The organism is Variovorax sp. DAIF25 (assembly GCF_050711835.1).
Taxonomy (GTDB): domain Bacteria; phylum Pseudomonadota; class Gammaproteobacteria; order Burkholderiales; family Burkholderiaceae_C; genus Variovorax.
This window is the reverse complement of record NZ_CP136637.1, coordinates 1,958,085-1,970,757: the sequence shown is the minus strand read 5'-3', so window position 1 is coordinate 1,970,757 and position 12,673 is coordinate 1,958,085. Positions and strand designations below refer to the sequence as shown.

At 62.6% G+C, this 12,673-nt stretch carries 16 protein-coding genes and 1 pseudogene; 6 read left to right on the top strand and 11 right to left on the bottom strand.

Going from position 1 to position 12,673, the window contains the following annotated elements; all coding sequences use genetic code 11:
• Positions 1 to 18: 18 nt before the first annotated feature.
• Together R0232_RS43565 and R0232_RS43560 are read right to left on the bottom strand one after the other, a co-directional pair.
• Positions 19 to 648, bottom strand: a complete 630-nt coding sequence (locus R0232_RS43565) for a lipase family alpha/beta hydrolase (protein WP_296779215.1) — start codon at positions 646 to 648, stop codon at positions 19 to 21.
• A 1,131-nt stretch (positions 649 to 1,779) separates the two neighbouring features.
• Entirely contained in the window at positions 1,780 to 2,229 is a 450-nt protein-coding gene (locus tag R0232_RS43560) for a hypothetical protein (protein WP_296779212.1), read from the bottom strand.
• Positions 2,230 to 2,597: 368 nt separating this feature from the next.
• Between R0232_RS43560 and R0232_RS43555 the strand changes: the two genes are divergently transcribed.
• From R0232_RS43555 to R0232_RS43545, 3 genes are all read left to right on the top strand, one after another.
• Positions 2,598 to 3,047, top strand: a complete 450-nt coding sequence (locus R0232_RS43555) for a hypothetical protein (RefSeq protein ID WP_296779208.1) — start codon at positions 2,598 to 2,600, stop codon at positions 3,045 to 3,047.
• A gap of 2 nt (positions 3,048 to 3,049) precedes the next feature.
• Positions 3,050 to 3,373 carry a hypothetical protein gene (locus R0232_RS43550; protein WP_296779206.1) on the top strand — a complete coding sequence of 108 codons (324 nt, stop codon included), beginning with the start codon at positions 3,050 to 3,052 and terminating at the stop codon, positions 3,371 to 3,373.
• A 123-nt stretch (positions 3,374 to 3,496) separates the two neighbouring features.
• On the top strand, positions 3,497 to 3,751 hold the full coding sequence (locus tag R0232_RS43545) for a DUF1488 family protein (RefSeq protein WP_296779204.1): 255 nt from the start codon (positions 3,497 to 3,499) through the stop codon (positions 3,749 to 3,751).
• Positions 3,752 to 3,763: 12 nt separating this feature from the next.
• On the opposite strand, the gene R0232_RS43540 is transcribed toward R0232_RS43545, so the two are convergent.
• Both R0232_RS43540 and R0232_RS43535 read right to left on the bottom strand, forming a co-directional pair.
• A complete protein-coding gene (locus tag R0232_RS43540) occupies positions 3,764 to 4,447 on the bottom strand; it encodes a Crp/Fnr family transcriptional regulator (protein ID WP_296779202.1) in 684 nt (227 codons plus the stop codon).
• A gap of 138 nt (positions 4,448 to 4,585) precedes the next feature.
• Positions 4,586 to 4,726 (bottom strand): annotated as a pseudogene (locus R0232_RS43535) (Crp/Fnr family transcriptional regulator); the annotation flags it as partial.
• A 184-nt stretch (positions 4,727 to 4,910) separates the two neighbouring features.
• Between R0232_RS43535 and R0232_RS43530 the strand changes: the two are divergent.
• Positions 4,911 to 5,846, top strand: coding sequence for a sigma-70 family RNA polymerase sigma factor (locus R0232_RS43530; RefSeq protein WP_307651175.1), 936 nt, complete (start codon positions 4,911 to 4,913; stop codon positions 5,844 to 5,846).
• A gap of 149 nt (positions 5,847 to 5,995) precedes the next feature.
• Positions 5,996 to 6,445: a carboxymuconolactone decarboxylase family protein gene (locus R0232_RS43525; protein WP_125966279.1), complete on the top strand. Its 450-nt coding sequence runs from the start codon at positions 5,996 to 5,998 to the stop codon at positions 6,443 to 6,445.
• Between the two features lie 137 nt (positions 6,446 to 6,582).
• On the opposite strand, the gene tnpC is transcribed toward R0232_RS43525, so the two are convergent.
• From tnpC to R0232_RS43505, 4 genes are all read right to left on the bottom strand, one after another.
• Positions 6,583 to 8,151, bottom strand: a complete 1,569-nt coding sequence (tnpC, locus tag R0232_RS43520) for an IS66 family transposase (protein WP_431513490.1) — start codon at positions 8,149 to 8,151, stop codon at positions 6,583 to 6,585.
• Between the two features lie 64 nt (positions 8,152 to 8,215).
• Entirely contained in the window at positions 8,216 to 8,599 is a 384-nt protein-coding gene (tnpB, locus tag R0232_RS43515) for an IS66 family insertion sequence element accessory protein TnpB (RefSeq protein ID WP_132756102.1), read from the bottom strand.
• Positions 8,542 to 8,889, bottom strand: coding sequence for an IS66-like element accessory protein TnpA (gene tnpA / locus R0232_RS43510; RefSeq protein ID WP_125966278.1), 348 nt, complete (start codon positions 8,887 to 8,889; stop codon positions 8,542 to 8,544). Before tnpA ends, tnpB begins: the two co-directional genes overlap by 58 nt.
• A gap of 52 nt (positions 8,890 to 8,941) precedes the next feature.
• Positions 8,942 to 9,574 (bottom strand): Crp/Fnr family transcriptional regulator, encoded by a 633-nt coding sequence (locus R0232_RS43505; protein ID WP_431513489.1) that lies wholly within the window; start codon positions 9,572 to 9,574, stop codon positions 8,942 to 8,944.
• Positions 9,575 to 9,710: 136 nt separating this feature from the next.
• Between R0232_RS43505 and R0232_RS43500 the strand changes: the two genes are divergently transcribed.
• Entirely contained in the window at positions 9,711 to 9,833 is a 123-nt protein-coding gene (locus R0232_RS43500; protein ID WP_296779197.1) for a DUF3606 domain-containing protein, read from the top strand.
• 773 nt (positions 9,834 to 10,606) lie between these two features.
• On the opposite strand, the gene R0232_RS43495 is transcribed toward R0232_RS43500, so the two are convergent.
• The 3 genes from R0232_RS43495 to R0232_RS43485 all read right to left on the bottom strand — a co-directional run bounded on the left by R0232_RS43495 (position 10,607) and on the right by R0232_RS43485 (position 12,541).
• Entirely contained in the window at positions 10,607 to 10,957 is a 351-nt protein-coding gene (locus R0232_RS43495; protein WP_296779195.1) for an RNA recognition motif domain-containing protein, read from the bottom strand.
• Positions 10,958 to 11,240: 283 nt separating this feature from the next.
• On the bottom strand, positions 11,241 to 11,450 hold the full coding sequence (locus tag R0232_RS43490; protein WP_296779598.1) for a hypothetical protein: 210 nt from the start codon (positions 11,448 to 11,450) through the stop codon (positions 11,241 to 11,243).
• Between the two features lie 920 nt (positions 11,451 to 12,370).
• Positions 12,371 to 12,541, bottom strand: coding sequence for a hypothetical protein (locus R0232_RS43485; RefSeq protein ID WP_431513488.1), 171 nt, complete (start codon positions 12,539 to 12,541; stop codon positions 12,371 to 12,373).
• Between the last annotated feature and the right edge of the window lie 132 nt (positions 12,542 to 12,673).

The window sequence follows — 12,673 nt, the reverse complement described above, 5'->3', positions numbered from 1 at the left end:
CGCGCCCACGCTTTCGCTTCAGGGCCGGTGCGGATCGGGAAAGTGTTCGGCCAGTTGGCGCGGTGCGACGAATCGCCGCCATTCACCGGGCCCCTGGGCAAGGCGGTTTGCGATCGCATAGAGCACCGACGGATGACTGCCGAGGCCCAAGTGGCTCGCATGGACCTCGATGTTTTCGCTGGTCGCAGCCTCGCGCGACTGCATGCTCGATCGCCAGGATACGATGCCATCGGTTCGACTGAAAATCGAAGTCGTGGGTACGGACAACGATCGCTTCGCTGCGCTCCCGTTTAGTGGCGCGCCCAGAGTAATCACGCATCGCACCGCCGAGGGCCGGCGGACTGCCAGCGTCCGCGCGTACACGCCGCCCAGGCTCCAGCCAATCACGCTGACACTCCCCTTCGATGTGGCCGCGAGATAGTCAAGGCGTTCTTCGAGCCGGGCTTCCAGACCGGGCCGGATGCCCCAATTCGTCCCCTGCTTCCAGCCGTGGGCGTCATAGCCGCGCGAACCGAGGTAATGGCGCAGAAGATGGGTGGCGTTGTCATCGGAGCCCAGGCCGGGGAGCACGAGTACGGGATGGCCGTCGCCGCGCGGCGCCATCTGCAGTAGCGGCCAGCAAGCGAAGGTGGCTGCGACTTCGGCCATCGCGCGGCCCTCAAGCAGCAGCAGAAAGGAGGGAGGTGCGCTTGGGGCAGTATGAAGCATGGGGCCTGACGGGGAAAAGGGGCTAAGGCCACGCAGTGGGCGGCCGGGGCCTGCCACACACCGTAGGCGGTGGGCTTGCTGCGCTGTGGTGGAAAGACCGCTACCGGGCCACCACCCGCTGGAGATCAGCTGCGGTCAGCGTGGTCGATGGACTTCGATCGCATTCACGAACCATGCTTCACGGCATCGCTGTCGCGCGACATTACGTTCCACATCATCAGCCCCCAGTCATCGAACACAGTGCGGCCCTTAGAGCCCGCGCCAAGCCATTTTTGTCCTTGCAGCCGGTATGACGGAAAATGTGCCAGCAATCCGAATTTTCAAAACAACTTCCAATGTGACTTGTTTTTTTGCCGGCAGCGCATTTCTCCCGACGCAGTCCGCGCTCTTTTCTTGGCGAAACGTGAATCGACTGGGAGCCAGGGCTCTTTTCATTTACGCATCTCGCAACGACTTGAAGTCATATTTATCGATGGAAAACTGCAAGAAAAGTAAGGTACAAACAAGATTGTGGCGCCCGAAACTGCAATTCCTCGTGTCGGTTCAATTGGTCTGAAGGAACGCACTTGGCCTGGGGAAACCCTCGCTAATACTCAATCAGCTCGTTCATCGACGGCGGTATTGCTTGCCTGGCATTTTCTCGTGCCGGTGACCGGCGACAGCGCTCGAAGACGCTTCATACCCCCCGTGCCACGAATCCGAATTTTGACGCTTCCGCACATCTCTTCCTGGCCGACGACGACTGCGGACAGCAGGCCAATGTTAGAATCGACATAGCACTCAGATCTCCTGAGCGCTCGCCTAGCCAGGCAAGCTGAATCTCATACCAGCGCGTCGAAGTCATCACGACGAGAAAAACAAAAATGACTTCATGCAAAAGAATTTGCCGTAGCGTGGACCGCGTAAGAGTTCACGACCACATTCAAAAGCCCGCCTTGCGCGGGCTTTTTCCATACCTACTGCATCCTCGTCGGGGCTGCCTGCTCGCCCGGCGGCCGAGGGGGCCAACGATGCTTGGTGAAAACTCGCGGCATGCGCTTTCGCCATAGAGGCGGCTGGGCTTCCGGGTAGTCAAATTTGGCTAGTCAGACAAGGTTGATACCCGCGTCGGTCGCGATCGTCGCGGATCGGCAACGGATTCACCAAATCCTCTTCAACCTGCTCCACGACGCCATCAAGTGCACGCCCGAAGCGGGTCAGATCTGGATTCAGTGCACGGTCGAGATCGACCATGCCGTGGTGAAGGTGCAGGACACGGGAATCGGCATTGATCCCGCGCTGCTGCCAGTGATCTTCGAACTCTTCACGCAGGAGAATCACAGCCGGTCGGGAGGCGGCTTCGGCGTGGGATTGTCCTTGGGTCGCGACTTGGTCCACGCCCATGGCGGATTCGTCGAGGTTCGCTGCGACGGCAAGGGACGTGGCAGCGAGTTCTCGGTCCGGCTTCCGCTCCATGCGAAATCGCCGACTTGATCTATGCACGTCGTCCGGTGCGATGGCTTCACACAGAAGCAATTCCATGAGAATCCCCTCCCTCCCCTCCCTCCCCTCCCTCCCCTCCCCGCCATCCCCCATCCCCGTCAGTTCTCACGCCGATCGAAGCCGAGATGAGTTCGCTTTCCGCGGCGCTAGTCCTTGCGGTTGTCCTTTACACCGCCGTGCTGGTCGCGCTCTGGGTGATCGAGGCACATTTATAAGGGCCCGGATACGTTATGCGCTCCAGCGCACTGACACTGCATGCCCATCGGCCTAAAAGCGGATATCGCGCGCGTAGCACTTCGGCCCGGCATCCCATGATCCATACCGCCCCCATTCCCTCGTTCGGCGCATTCTCGCGAGCCTCCTCAAGGGCTCCCGCATCCTCAGGCGGCGAAGCATTCCAGAACAGCATGGACCTGCTGCAAGCACTAAGTGTCCGGTTGCGTTCTGCCGTTCGCACAGGATCGGTTGAGGCGTCGGCGGCCAGCGTCTATCGCCTTCAACAGGTGGTGCTGGAGTGCTCTGTCGATCTTGAAGCGCTGCACCGCTACCTGCGCACGGAAGGCCTGCGTCGGGGGCTGCAGGAAAAAACATGCGCCCACCGGCAGTTCGGTGCGCCAGCGAACGGACAGGCGCGCATCGCCGGCGCACGCTGGAGTCCCACCTGCCCGGAAACCTCCATGACATTGGCCCACGACATCGCCGCACTCGAACTGCGCATCGCGCAGGAGGAAGAAAAGCGCGACGCCTGGCGCGCCGTGGGCGCCAGCGAGAAGTACATGGAGGCCTACGGCATGGTCGAGGCGCTGGAACTGCAACTCGAACGCAAGCTGCTGCAGACCGGCGACCACAAGGAATGAGCATGTCGACGACCCAGACCCACGGGTGGCCGCAGCCGCGGCCGCCGGCGCGAGAGAAGCTGTCCAAAGGCGACGAGATGGACATCCAGCTGCTGGTTCGCCTCGGCCGCATGATGCCGCCCCGAACACTGGCCCTGTCGGCCGATATCGCCGCGGCCAAGCGACTGGTCGGGGCCGGAATGATCGAGATCACGGGCCAGCTCCGGTCCGAGAAGCGGATACCGGACATGTATGCCGTGCGCGTGCACCAGATCACGGCGGCGGGGCTGTCGGCGATCGCGGCCGAAAAAGAGCGGGCCTGTGGCCCCTCGGGGTTCGTCCGGTGACGGCACGGCGCGCGGCCCGGATGCGCTCGTTCCCCGTCACCTCGAAGGCTCGCCATGACACAGCTGTCCCGTCCTCTTCTCACATTGCGCGGGTCGCGCCCGCTTCCCATGGGAGCCGGCGCGATGCCTGACGCCCCTTTCTTCCACGATGCCTCGAACGCGGTCCGCTTCTTCGTGACGGTCGACGGCCACTCCGTGGGCGCCAGCATCGGCAAGACGACCCTGCACTACCACTTCCGCACCGGGGACAACGCCGATCCGCTCGAGACCTATGCATCGCATGCCGAGGAGATCGATGCCGCCGTGCGGCGCCGGCTGGCGCAGGGATCGACGCCGCCCGTGATGCTGCGGGAGCACGATCTGCGCAGCACGGGCTAGCGGCGCGAGCCTTCAGGGGATCAGTTCCGCATAGCTGCGCCGGTTGGCCCGGTAGCAATCGCACGCGGCCTGCTCCAGGCCCGCGCGGTTCGTGATCGTGATGACGCCGCGCCGGTAGTCGATCAGGTGCCGCGCATGCAGCGCGGTGGCGGCATTGGTGATGCCGACCCTGCGCACGCCCAGCATGTGGCCCAGCACTTCATGGGTCAGCGCGAGTTGCGTGGAATGCGCGCAATCCTGCGTGGTCAGCAGCCAGCGCGCGAGCCGCTCCTCGATCGCATGGAAGCGGTGGCACAGGCCCGAGCGGCCGAACTCGGTCAGCAGCACGCACACGTAGCGATGCAGCACGCGCGCGAGCGGCGGGCTGCGCGACAGCTCCCTCGCGAAGGCATGCGCCGTCAGGCGCCACGCCATGCCCGGGCCCTGCACCAGCGCACGCAGCGGCGCGCGCTGCACGCCCAGCGACAGCTCCCAGCCCAGCGCGCCCTCGTTGCCCACCATGCCCGCCTGCAGGCCATCGTGGCCGTCGGCGGTGGACACCAGCGAGACGAAGGCACTGGTGGGGAAATGGATGTGATCGATGACGTCGCCCGGCTCGTAGAGGACCTGGGCCGGCGCGAGCGGCACGCTGTCGCAGCGCTCGAGCAGGTGCGCCCTGTCGCTCGGCGGGAGCGCCTCGAGCAGGCGATTGAGCACGGGGCGGGTCGGGTCTGATGTCACTGAGCCGCCTGTAGCGAAGCGCCGCGCGGGAATGCGCGAGCGAGCGCATTCTGTCCGAGGGGGGCCACCGCGTCTGTGCGAAGGCGTACATGGGAACGGTGCGCGTCCGCGCGCTCAGGTCGCCAGGTGGCGCGGCAACAGGCGATCGGTCTCGCGCTTCACGACCTCGTAGCACTCGCACACCTGCTGCTCGAGGCCCGGGCGGTCGAGCACCGTGATGCGACCCCGCGCGTATCGGATCAGCTTCAGGCGCTGCGTATCCGTCCGGCCAAGTCATCTTGAAATCGGGGCTGACGGCAGAAAGGATCGCGTCCACCCAACTTAGGTGGACTTGATTACAGGAGCAGGGTAGCGATGAAGTATGGCATCACCCCCTACGTCGTAGACCGATGGCCGAAACTAGCCCGCGCCGAAGAGATGGCCACGCCCACCAAGGAGCTTGACCTTCGTACTAGACTTGCTCGCCATGTCGTCCGCGTCTACCGAACTGTTCTCGAACGTGCGTCCCAGGTTGATGGCTATTGGCTATCGCATGCTTTCCTCCGTACAGGAGGCGGAGGACTTGGTGCAGGACGCATGGTTGCGCTGGCATGAGGAGACGAAGTCGTCCCAGGCCCAAGTCTTGAATGCTGAAGCTTGGCTCGTGACCGTGACCACGCGGATGGCGATTGACCGTCTTCGGGCGGCCAAACTGCGGAGAGCGACGTACGCGGGCGCGTGGTTCCCCGAGCCGCTACTGGAACAGGCGCCGACCACGCCTGAGCAAGCGTGTGAGACCGCCGACAATGTGTCCATCGCCTTCTTGCTACTTCTGGACTGCCTGTCGCCGGAAGCGCGGGCCGCGTTTTTGCTGCGTGAGGTGTTTGACGCTGAGTACGAGCAAGTAGCCGAGGCCATTGGCCGAAGCAAAGCCTCCGCCCGGCAGATTGTCCATAGAGCCAAGCGAAGGCTGGAGAACGCACGCGAATCAGCGGGCATGAAGGCGCCGCCAATGCCAGCAGTGGCTCAGCTGGAACTGTTGCGACGACTCGTTCAAGCAATTTCGAGCGGTCACCTTGAGGGCATTAAGAGGCTGCTCGCAGAGGAAGCGGAGATGCTGGGCGACTTTGGCGACGTCAGGCCAAGCTTGGCGAGGCCTTTGTTTGGCGCTCAACGCATCGCTCAGCTTTACTACGCGATGCACCTTCGCCACGGTGACGCTATGCGACTTGAGCTGGCCATACTGAATGGCGAATGGTCCCTCCTGCGCTACATCGATGGTGCGCTTGACTCCGTACAGACATTTGAGTTCACCAATGTCCAGGTCTCTCGGGTTCGCATCCAGCGGAATCCGGTGAAGTTGGCAACGTTGAAGGATAAGCCACTCGTCTCCTGAGCTCCCGGCCAAACCCGCTGCCACCAGGAACCTGAGGCCTGGGGCGACATTTCTTTCCCCTGCGACTGTCACAACGCGATCACGTCAAACGTCTTGAGACCAGGTTGCTCCTGCAGCCGCATCCAGTCTCAACTTGAAGAAAGCGTTTCATGACCCGCGCAGTTTGGTTCCAAGTATCCCCGGAGGGCGCCAAGGCCATCGGTGGCCTGCATCACTTCGTCACCTCTGGCACGTCCTTGCCCAGCCAGCTTATCCATCTGGTGTTCCTGCGAGTCTCGCAGATCAATGGCTGTGCCCACTGCATCGACATCCATACCCGTGACCTGATGACTGGCGGAATGTCGGTTGAGAAAGTAGTCCTCGTGCCGGTGTGGCACGAAGCGGAGTACCTGTTCTCGGAGCAAGAGCGTGCGGCCCTCGCCTGGTCCGAGGAAGTCACCCGCGTCAGCGAAACACACGCTTCCGATGAAGCCTACGAGGCGGCGTTGGCAGTGTTCGGCGAGAAGGACTTGGTCAACCTGACCCTCACCATCGCCGCGATGAACGCCATTAACCGCATGGGCATCAGCTTCCGCATGAAGCCGCGGGCGAAAGCTTAACGGCTGCGGCGCGCCGCTCTATTGGCTGAGCTCGTGGGTTCAATTCAGTAGTGCGGCATCAACTTCCCGATCTTGCTGGCCGGCTACTGCGACGTATGCGCCAGGCGAAGTCATCTTGACGCCGGAGATGCCGCAGCTCAGGTCAGCGGCGTCCAGCGGTACGGCAGGAGATCGCGCAGTGCAGATGCTGGCTGGGTCGGCAGCCGCTGCAGTACGTCCTTGAGGTAAGCGTAGGGCTCATGGCCATTGAGCCTGGCGGTGTGCAGCAGGCTCATGATGGCGGCGGCGCGCTGGCCCGCGCGCAGGCTACCGGCGAACAGCCAGTTCTTCCTGCCCAACGCGATGGGACGGATCAGGTTCTCGATGCGGTTGTTGTCCGCGGTAAGGTCGGCGTCGTCGATGAAGCGCGTCAGCGCAGCCCAGCGCTTGAGGCTGTAGTCGATGGCCTTGGCCGTCGCACTGCCGTCTGGCACTTTCTGACGGTTGGCCATCAACCAGGCGTGCAGCAAGTCGGCCGCCGGCCTGGACTTGGCTTGCCGCAAGTGCAATCGCTCGCTCGGCCCGAGGTCCTTGGCCTCGCGTTCGATGTCGTAGAGGTTGGCGAACAGCTTGAGCGCGCCCTCGGCAAGCATGCTGCTGTGGTTGGCCCACAGCTCATGGAACTTGCGCCGTGCGTGCGCCAGGCAGCCGGCCTCGGTCACGCCGGCGCTCATCACCTGCTTGTAGCCCGCGTAGTCGTCGCAGATCAGCGTACCTCGCCAGCCGCCGCTGCCGTCTTCGGCGATGCCCAGGAAGCGCCGTGCGTTGTGCCCGGCACGGCTTTCGGCGAAGTCGAAGACCACGGCGTTGACCTCGTCCCAGACCGTGGTGCAGTAGCTCCACAAGTAGGCTCTGTGCGTCTTGCCATGACCTGGCTTGAGCATCGCCACCGGGGTCTCGTTGGCGTGCAGCACGTGGCGCCCAAGCAGGTCCTCGCGCATGGCCTGCACCAACGGCGCCAGTTCCACGCCGATGGCGCCGATCCATTCGGCCTGGGTGGAGCGCGGCACTGCGAAGCCTGCGCGGCCCAGGCTAGCCTCCTGGCGGTACAGCGGTTGGTGGTCGATGTACTTGGCCACCGCCACATGCGCCATCAGGCCGGCGGTGGCGATGCCCTTGTCGATCACGCAGGCAGGCACCGGTGCCTGGATCAGCGTCTGGCATTGGGTGCAGGCCCACTTGCCACGCACATGGCGCTGCACGCTGAAGCGTCCAGGCTCATAGTCGAGCTTCTCGGCCACGTCCTGGCCGATGCGCTTCATCTGGCAGCCGCAGCCCGGTGTGGTGCAGATGGTGTCGTCGGGTTCGTGGTGGATGTCGTGGCGCGGCAGGTGGGCCGGCAGCGCCTGGCGCTTCGGGGTCTGCTTCTCCCCTGCGGCCTTGGCTGGCGACTGCAGCTTCCCTACCTCGCGTTCCAGGGCTTGCAGGTCCTCGTCGATGACCTCTTGCAGCAGGCTCCTCTGCTCGGGACTGAAGCGTTCGGCGCTGGCGGCGAACTTCAGCCGCTTGAGCACGGCCATCTCATGGGCCATCTTGGCGTTCAGCGCCTGAGCGTGCCGTACCTCGCTCTGCAGCCGGCTGGCCAAGGCGCACACCTGTGCGAAGCTCATGCCCGAGAACGCCGGATCAGGGATTGCATCAAGGGCGTTGGCGCTGCTGCTGTCCATCAGGGCGGTGATGGTGCCAGCAGGCTTAGCCGGCCGCCATCGGCACATTCCGCAATGGACGGGCTCACACCACCTTGATCACGCCGGCCTCGCCAACACGCTGCCAGGGCAGTCCGAGCACCAAGGCGTTCAGCTGCGAGTGGGTCAGCGACAGCGTGCTGCCATCCCTGGGCCAGACAAAGCGGCCGCTGTTCAGCCGCCGCGCTGCCAGCCACACACCGATGCCGTCGTGTACCAGCAGCTTCATGCGGTTGGCCCGTCGGTTGGCAAACAGGTAGGCGTGGTGGGGCCTGGCCTCGCCGAAGACCTTGACCACGCGGGCCAACGCCGACTCGGTGCCAGAGCGCATATCCAGCGGCTCGCAGGCCAGCCACACCGCCTCCACACGGATCACCGCAGCAACTCGCGTGTCCAGATCGCGAAGTTCGTTGCGGCACTGGCCGGCCATGTGATGATCATCGTGATCGGGCCGCGGCGCAGTTCGACGCGGATGTCTGCCGACGAGGCAGCAGCCTCGGGTGACGCCATCAGCGGCAGTGCGATGAACTCGCCAGCCTTGACGGGTCTCACTTGGCCTTCGCGGGCCAATTGCCGCCAGCGGTGCACGACGTTGGCGTTGATGCCGTGCGCCATCGCTACCTTGGCCACCGACGCGCCGGGTTCATTGCATTCGGCTACCACCTGGGCCTTTGCCGCAGCGCTGTAGTGTCGCCGGGACTGTGTCTTCTCGCTTGTCATCGCGTCCACCTAAGTTACGTGGACGCGATCGTTGCCGCCGTTTCTCTTCAGTTCAAGATGACTTGGCCGGACGCATACGGCGCTGCAGCTTGCCGGCCGCTTCGGTGACGCCCTCGCGCCGCACGCCGAGCATGTTGGCGATCAGCTCCTGGGTCATCACCAGCTCGTTGCCGGGCAGGCGGTCGAGGCTCAGCAGCAGCCAGCGGCACAGTTGCTGCTCGAGCGAATGGTGACGGTTGCACACCGCCGTTTGCGACATCTGCGTGATCAGCGACTGCGTGTAGCGCAGCAGCAGGTGAAGCAGCGGACCGCCCTGCTCCGTCAGCGCCCGGACGTGGCTCGCGCCCAGCCGCAGGGCGTGGCCCGCGCTCTGCACCACCGCGCGGTTGGGCGTGCTGCCGCCGCCCATCAGCAGCGACACGCCCACCATGCCTTCGAGGCCGACGACGGCGATCTCGGCCGACTGCCCGTTCTCCAGCACGTAGAGCAGCGAGATGATGCAGTCGATCGGGAAGAAGACATGCTGCTGCACGACACCGGATTCGTAGAGCACCTCTCCAAGCCGCAACGGCACGCGTTCGAGAAAGGGTTCCATCCGGGCCATGACCTCGGCGGGAATGGCCTCGAGCAGGCCGTTGCGGGGGACAGCCGCCTCCAGTGAAGACGAACGCGGCGACGATGCCATGGCGGAGCGCTTCCAAAGTTCGCATCATTCTGCGCCAGGATGGCCGGTGTCTGTACGGCAGCGCACCAATCCGCGTTCTCGTTGCCCCCTTCGCCGATGGCTGAGGCGGTGACCGAACAACCTCCAAGCGATCCTTATGGCAGACGATTCAAAGAAGACGGCGTTCGATCGCAGGCTCATTGCCTTGCACAATCCCCATGCACTGCAGTCCTGGACCGAGAGCCTAGGTTGCACTGAGACCAGTTGTGCAACGCGGTAAGGGCTCTCAGAAAACTCGGACGAGGCGGTTTTCTGCGCATGGCTGAGGAACTCCATGGACCTCAGTACTTTCGCAAATCGAGGCATCGCTCGCCTTCATGCGCGATCATCAAGCCACTGATGCGATCGGTGCGGCTAAAGATCGACGTCGTGGGCACGGCCGAGCTCCGAGTTGCCGTACTCCCGTGCCGCGGCTCGCCGAGCGTGACCATACAACCCACCGTCAAGGGTCGTCGAAGTAGCAAAATTTGCGCGCTACCCCGCCCACGCTCTCGCCCGTCGCTGAACATTGGGACACCGGCGGCCTGGCTCGCCCGACCGGACGCCGGGGTAAATTCTGCGAGGAGCGTAACGGTGTCAGTCGCGCATAGTTGGCCGGCAGTGCGCCGGTGCGGATTTGCATTTTCGGCGTCGTACCCATACTCGTCTCGATTTGGGTACTGCCGGCATTCCGCAGCGCCACGCTCATCTCGATCGTCATGAAGAAGGCTACTAGGGTGCCGCCATGCACCCCACCCTGTCCCTGTCAGTCAAACCAACCCGTTCGCCGCTACCTCCACGGAGAAACAGCCAGTCCCGGTTTCCAATGGCGCTTCACTGTCGACGCTCATCCAGAAATCGTCGCGCACGTTCACGGCGGGGCCCTATCAAGCGAAGCATCGAAAACGAAGATCGACTCAGAGAATCGCGTTCCGCTCGATGGTCTTCATAAGGTATCTAGGCACAAAAAAACCGGCTATCAGAGCCGGTCTTTTTCAGGGAGATGTCCTGTGCTCAGTAACGACCGCCACCGAAGCCGCCATTGCCGTACCCAATGTCGGCCCGGTTGCTCGCGCTGTTGCCTGCCGCACTGTAACTACCCGCGCCATTACCCGCTTCGCGCGGGCGCGCCAGGCTCACGACAATGGAGCGTCCATCAACGGACATACCGTTCAAGCCAGTGATGGCGGCCTGGGCGAATTCCGCCGACGTCATTTCCACAAAGCCAAAGCCCTTGGAACGGCCGGTCTCACGGTCCATCATTACCTTGGCCGACAAGACGCTGCCAAATTCAGCAAAGTTGCTTTCAAGGCTGGAATTGGTGACGGAAAAAGGCAGGTTGCCTACGAAGATTTTTTTGCTCATTGAATAAGCCTTTCTGGATAAAGGTACGCACCGAATGGCGCACCGGTGGAACAAAAGCGTGTGGATGGCGCGATCGCGCTACGAGCCTGCCCGGCAAAAGTCATCGACGCGAAACGCGCGAAAGACGAGAAAAGCGTGGCGACACCGACAAGCACGTCGCTTCGTTCTCGGCGCAGGCGAGGCTGCCGCGACGGACCGTTGTCTCGCGCGCTGCAGCCGACACGGCTTCTGCCGAGTAGACGCCTAACTGGCAAACGCGAAGGCAATCTGCGACAGCAGACCATCAACACGCAAGAACAGGTTGTATGCACGCGCGCAGCCAGCCTTGTGTGACCGCAAAAATTTGGGCAGCTTCGCGCGAAGCGAAAGCCTTATCAAAGTGGAACACCCGGTGCGAGTTACCGTTTCCTTTGAAACGATGGATCGAGAAAGAAGCGCGAAAGCGGCCGCAGTCGTTGGTGTGTGTCGCGGGCGAGACGACGAGCCTACCAATGGAAATGGCGAGAGAAGGAATCTATTTCAATCGTGATCGCAGGTAAGAAGACACCTGCGCTGAGCGTCGGGGGATGCTGGCTGCAGCTCAACAGACCAACCGGGCGACGAAGGTCGCAACCTTGGCAGTTACGGGATGTCGCCGCCCCGATACAACCTTTGAAATGACGAGTCAGCGCAAGCTGCCGTGGCCATGGGGAATATTATATCACCTTATCGCATTAAAAGGTCGATGATTATTCAAACTGAAACTGAAGCTCGTGCTCTCGGGCCGCTTCGTAGGACATCTACAACTTCTTGTTCTAAACACAACGACTACATGCGCAGGGGAGTCCGACTCCTGTGCCGGGCACCCAACAGAGACATGCCGCCGGCCTCGTGGTTAGCGCGCTCTCAGAACATCCCTAAGTTCAGGCCGTCGTGACGAGCCTTACCTCCTGAGCCGGGTCCTGATGAAGGATCAGGGCCCAGGTGAGCTCAAAGCCCACCAAGGCCTTATCTGAAACGGGGGTTGCCTCAAATGTGCCTGTGAAAACTGCCGCTGCTGCTCCAACTCTTGCGCCAACAGAGCGGGCTGGGGTTGGGTCTTAATAATTGCCTTTAAAGCTACAGTCAGCGCCATTTCCGTTCTAAGAAAATTGTCTGCTGAAGCCGATGCCTCTTCCGGTTTGGTCATGATGCCCATCCCTTTCGGGACCCGTGTTGAGGAGCAGAGACTTCACTCGAGTGACCTTGCCCTTGGAATCCGTACCCCATCGCCGAGTTCATGAGTTGGCTTGCCTTGGCTGATTGGCAAGCCAGTCCTGCTCGAACTGGGTCGAGTGACATTAATGCCAAGCCGGGTCTTTTGGAGTAAAGAGTGCATGCGCGACGTTCTTCTCCGTCCATCAGGCGTCACCCTGGCAGGGTATCCTGTGCCGTTCAGGTGCAATGACCAAGTCCCTCTATGGGAAAGATTAAAGTGAACGCCTTCCTTGCTTCGCTGTCCGACGTTACGGTGACACGTCCGCCGTGAGCCTCTGCAATTTTGCTCACGATGTAGAGACCGGGGCCGACACTGCGCGCGGCGCCACTAAGGTTGCCAAGAACCATGGATTGGAAGAGCCGTGGCAAAGACTCGGCAGGGATCGGAGGGCCGATCCGAACCATATGGGGTTGGAAGCGGCCGGACCAAAGGCTCGCAAGTCCGAGCATAGTCAGCCTGCCAAGCGACCTCGCGACAAC

Bases quoted from the DNA above. Each gene is read 5' to 3' on its own strand.
- R0232_RS43565 (WP_296779215.1), bottom strand. From the start codon at position 648: ATGGCCGAAGTCGCAGCCACCTTCGCTTGCTGGCCGCTACTGCAGATG.
- R0232_RS43485 (WP_431513488.1), bottom strand. From the start codon at position 12,541: ATGGTTCTTGGCAACCTTAGTGGCGCCGCGCGCAGTGTCGGCCCCGGT.
- R0232_RS43555 (WP_296779208.1), top strand. From the start codon at position 2,598: ATGGACCTGCTGCAAGCACTAAGTGTCCGGTTGCGTTCTGCCGTTCGC.
- R0232_RS43495 (WP_296779195.1), bottom strand. From the start codon at position 10,957: ATGAGCAAAAAAATCTTCGTAGGCAACCTGCCTTTTTCCGTCACCAAT.
- tnpA (WP_125966278.1), bottom strand. From the start codon at position 8,889: ATGACAAGCGAGAAGACACAGTCCCGGCGACACTACAGCGCTGCGGCA.
- R0232_RS43550 (WP_296779206.1), top strand. From the start codon at position 3,050: ATGTCGACGACCCAGACCCACGGGTGGCCGCAGCCGCGGCCGCCGGCG.
- R0232_RS43545 (WP_296779204.1), top strand. From the start codon at position 3,497: ATGCCTGACGCCCCTTTCTTCCACGATGCCTCGAACGCGGTCCGCTTC.
- R0232_RS43525 (WP_125966279.1), top strand. From the start codon at position 5,996: ATGACCCGCGCAGTTTGGTTCCAAGTATCCCCGGAGGGCGCCAAGGCC.
- R0232_RS43505 (WP_431513489.1), bottom strand. From the start codon at position 9,574: ATGGCATCGTCGCCGCGTTCGTCTTCACTGGAGGCGGCTGTCCCCCGC.
- tnpC (WP_431513490.1), bottom strand. From the start codon at position 8,151: ATGGACAGCAGCAGCGCCAACGCCCTTGATGCAATCCCTGATCCGGCG.
- R0232_RS43560 (WP_296779212.1), bottom strand. From the start codon at position 2,229: ATGGAATTGCTTCTGTGTGAAGCCATCGCACCGGACGACGTGCATAGA.
- R0232_RS43500 (WP_296779197.1), top strand. From the start codon at position 9,711: ATGGCAGACGATTCAAAGAAGACGGCGTTCGATCGCAGGCTCATTGCC.
- tnpB (WP_132756102.1), bottom strand. From the start codon at position 8,599: ATGGCCGGCCAGTGCCGCAACGAACTTCGCGATCTGGACACGCGAGTT.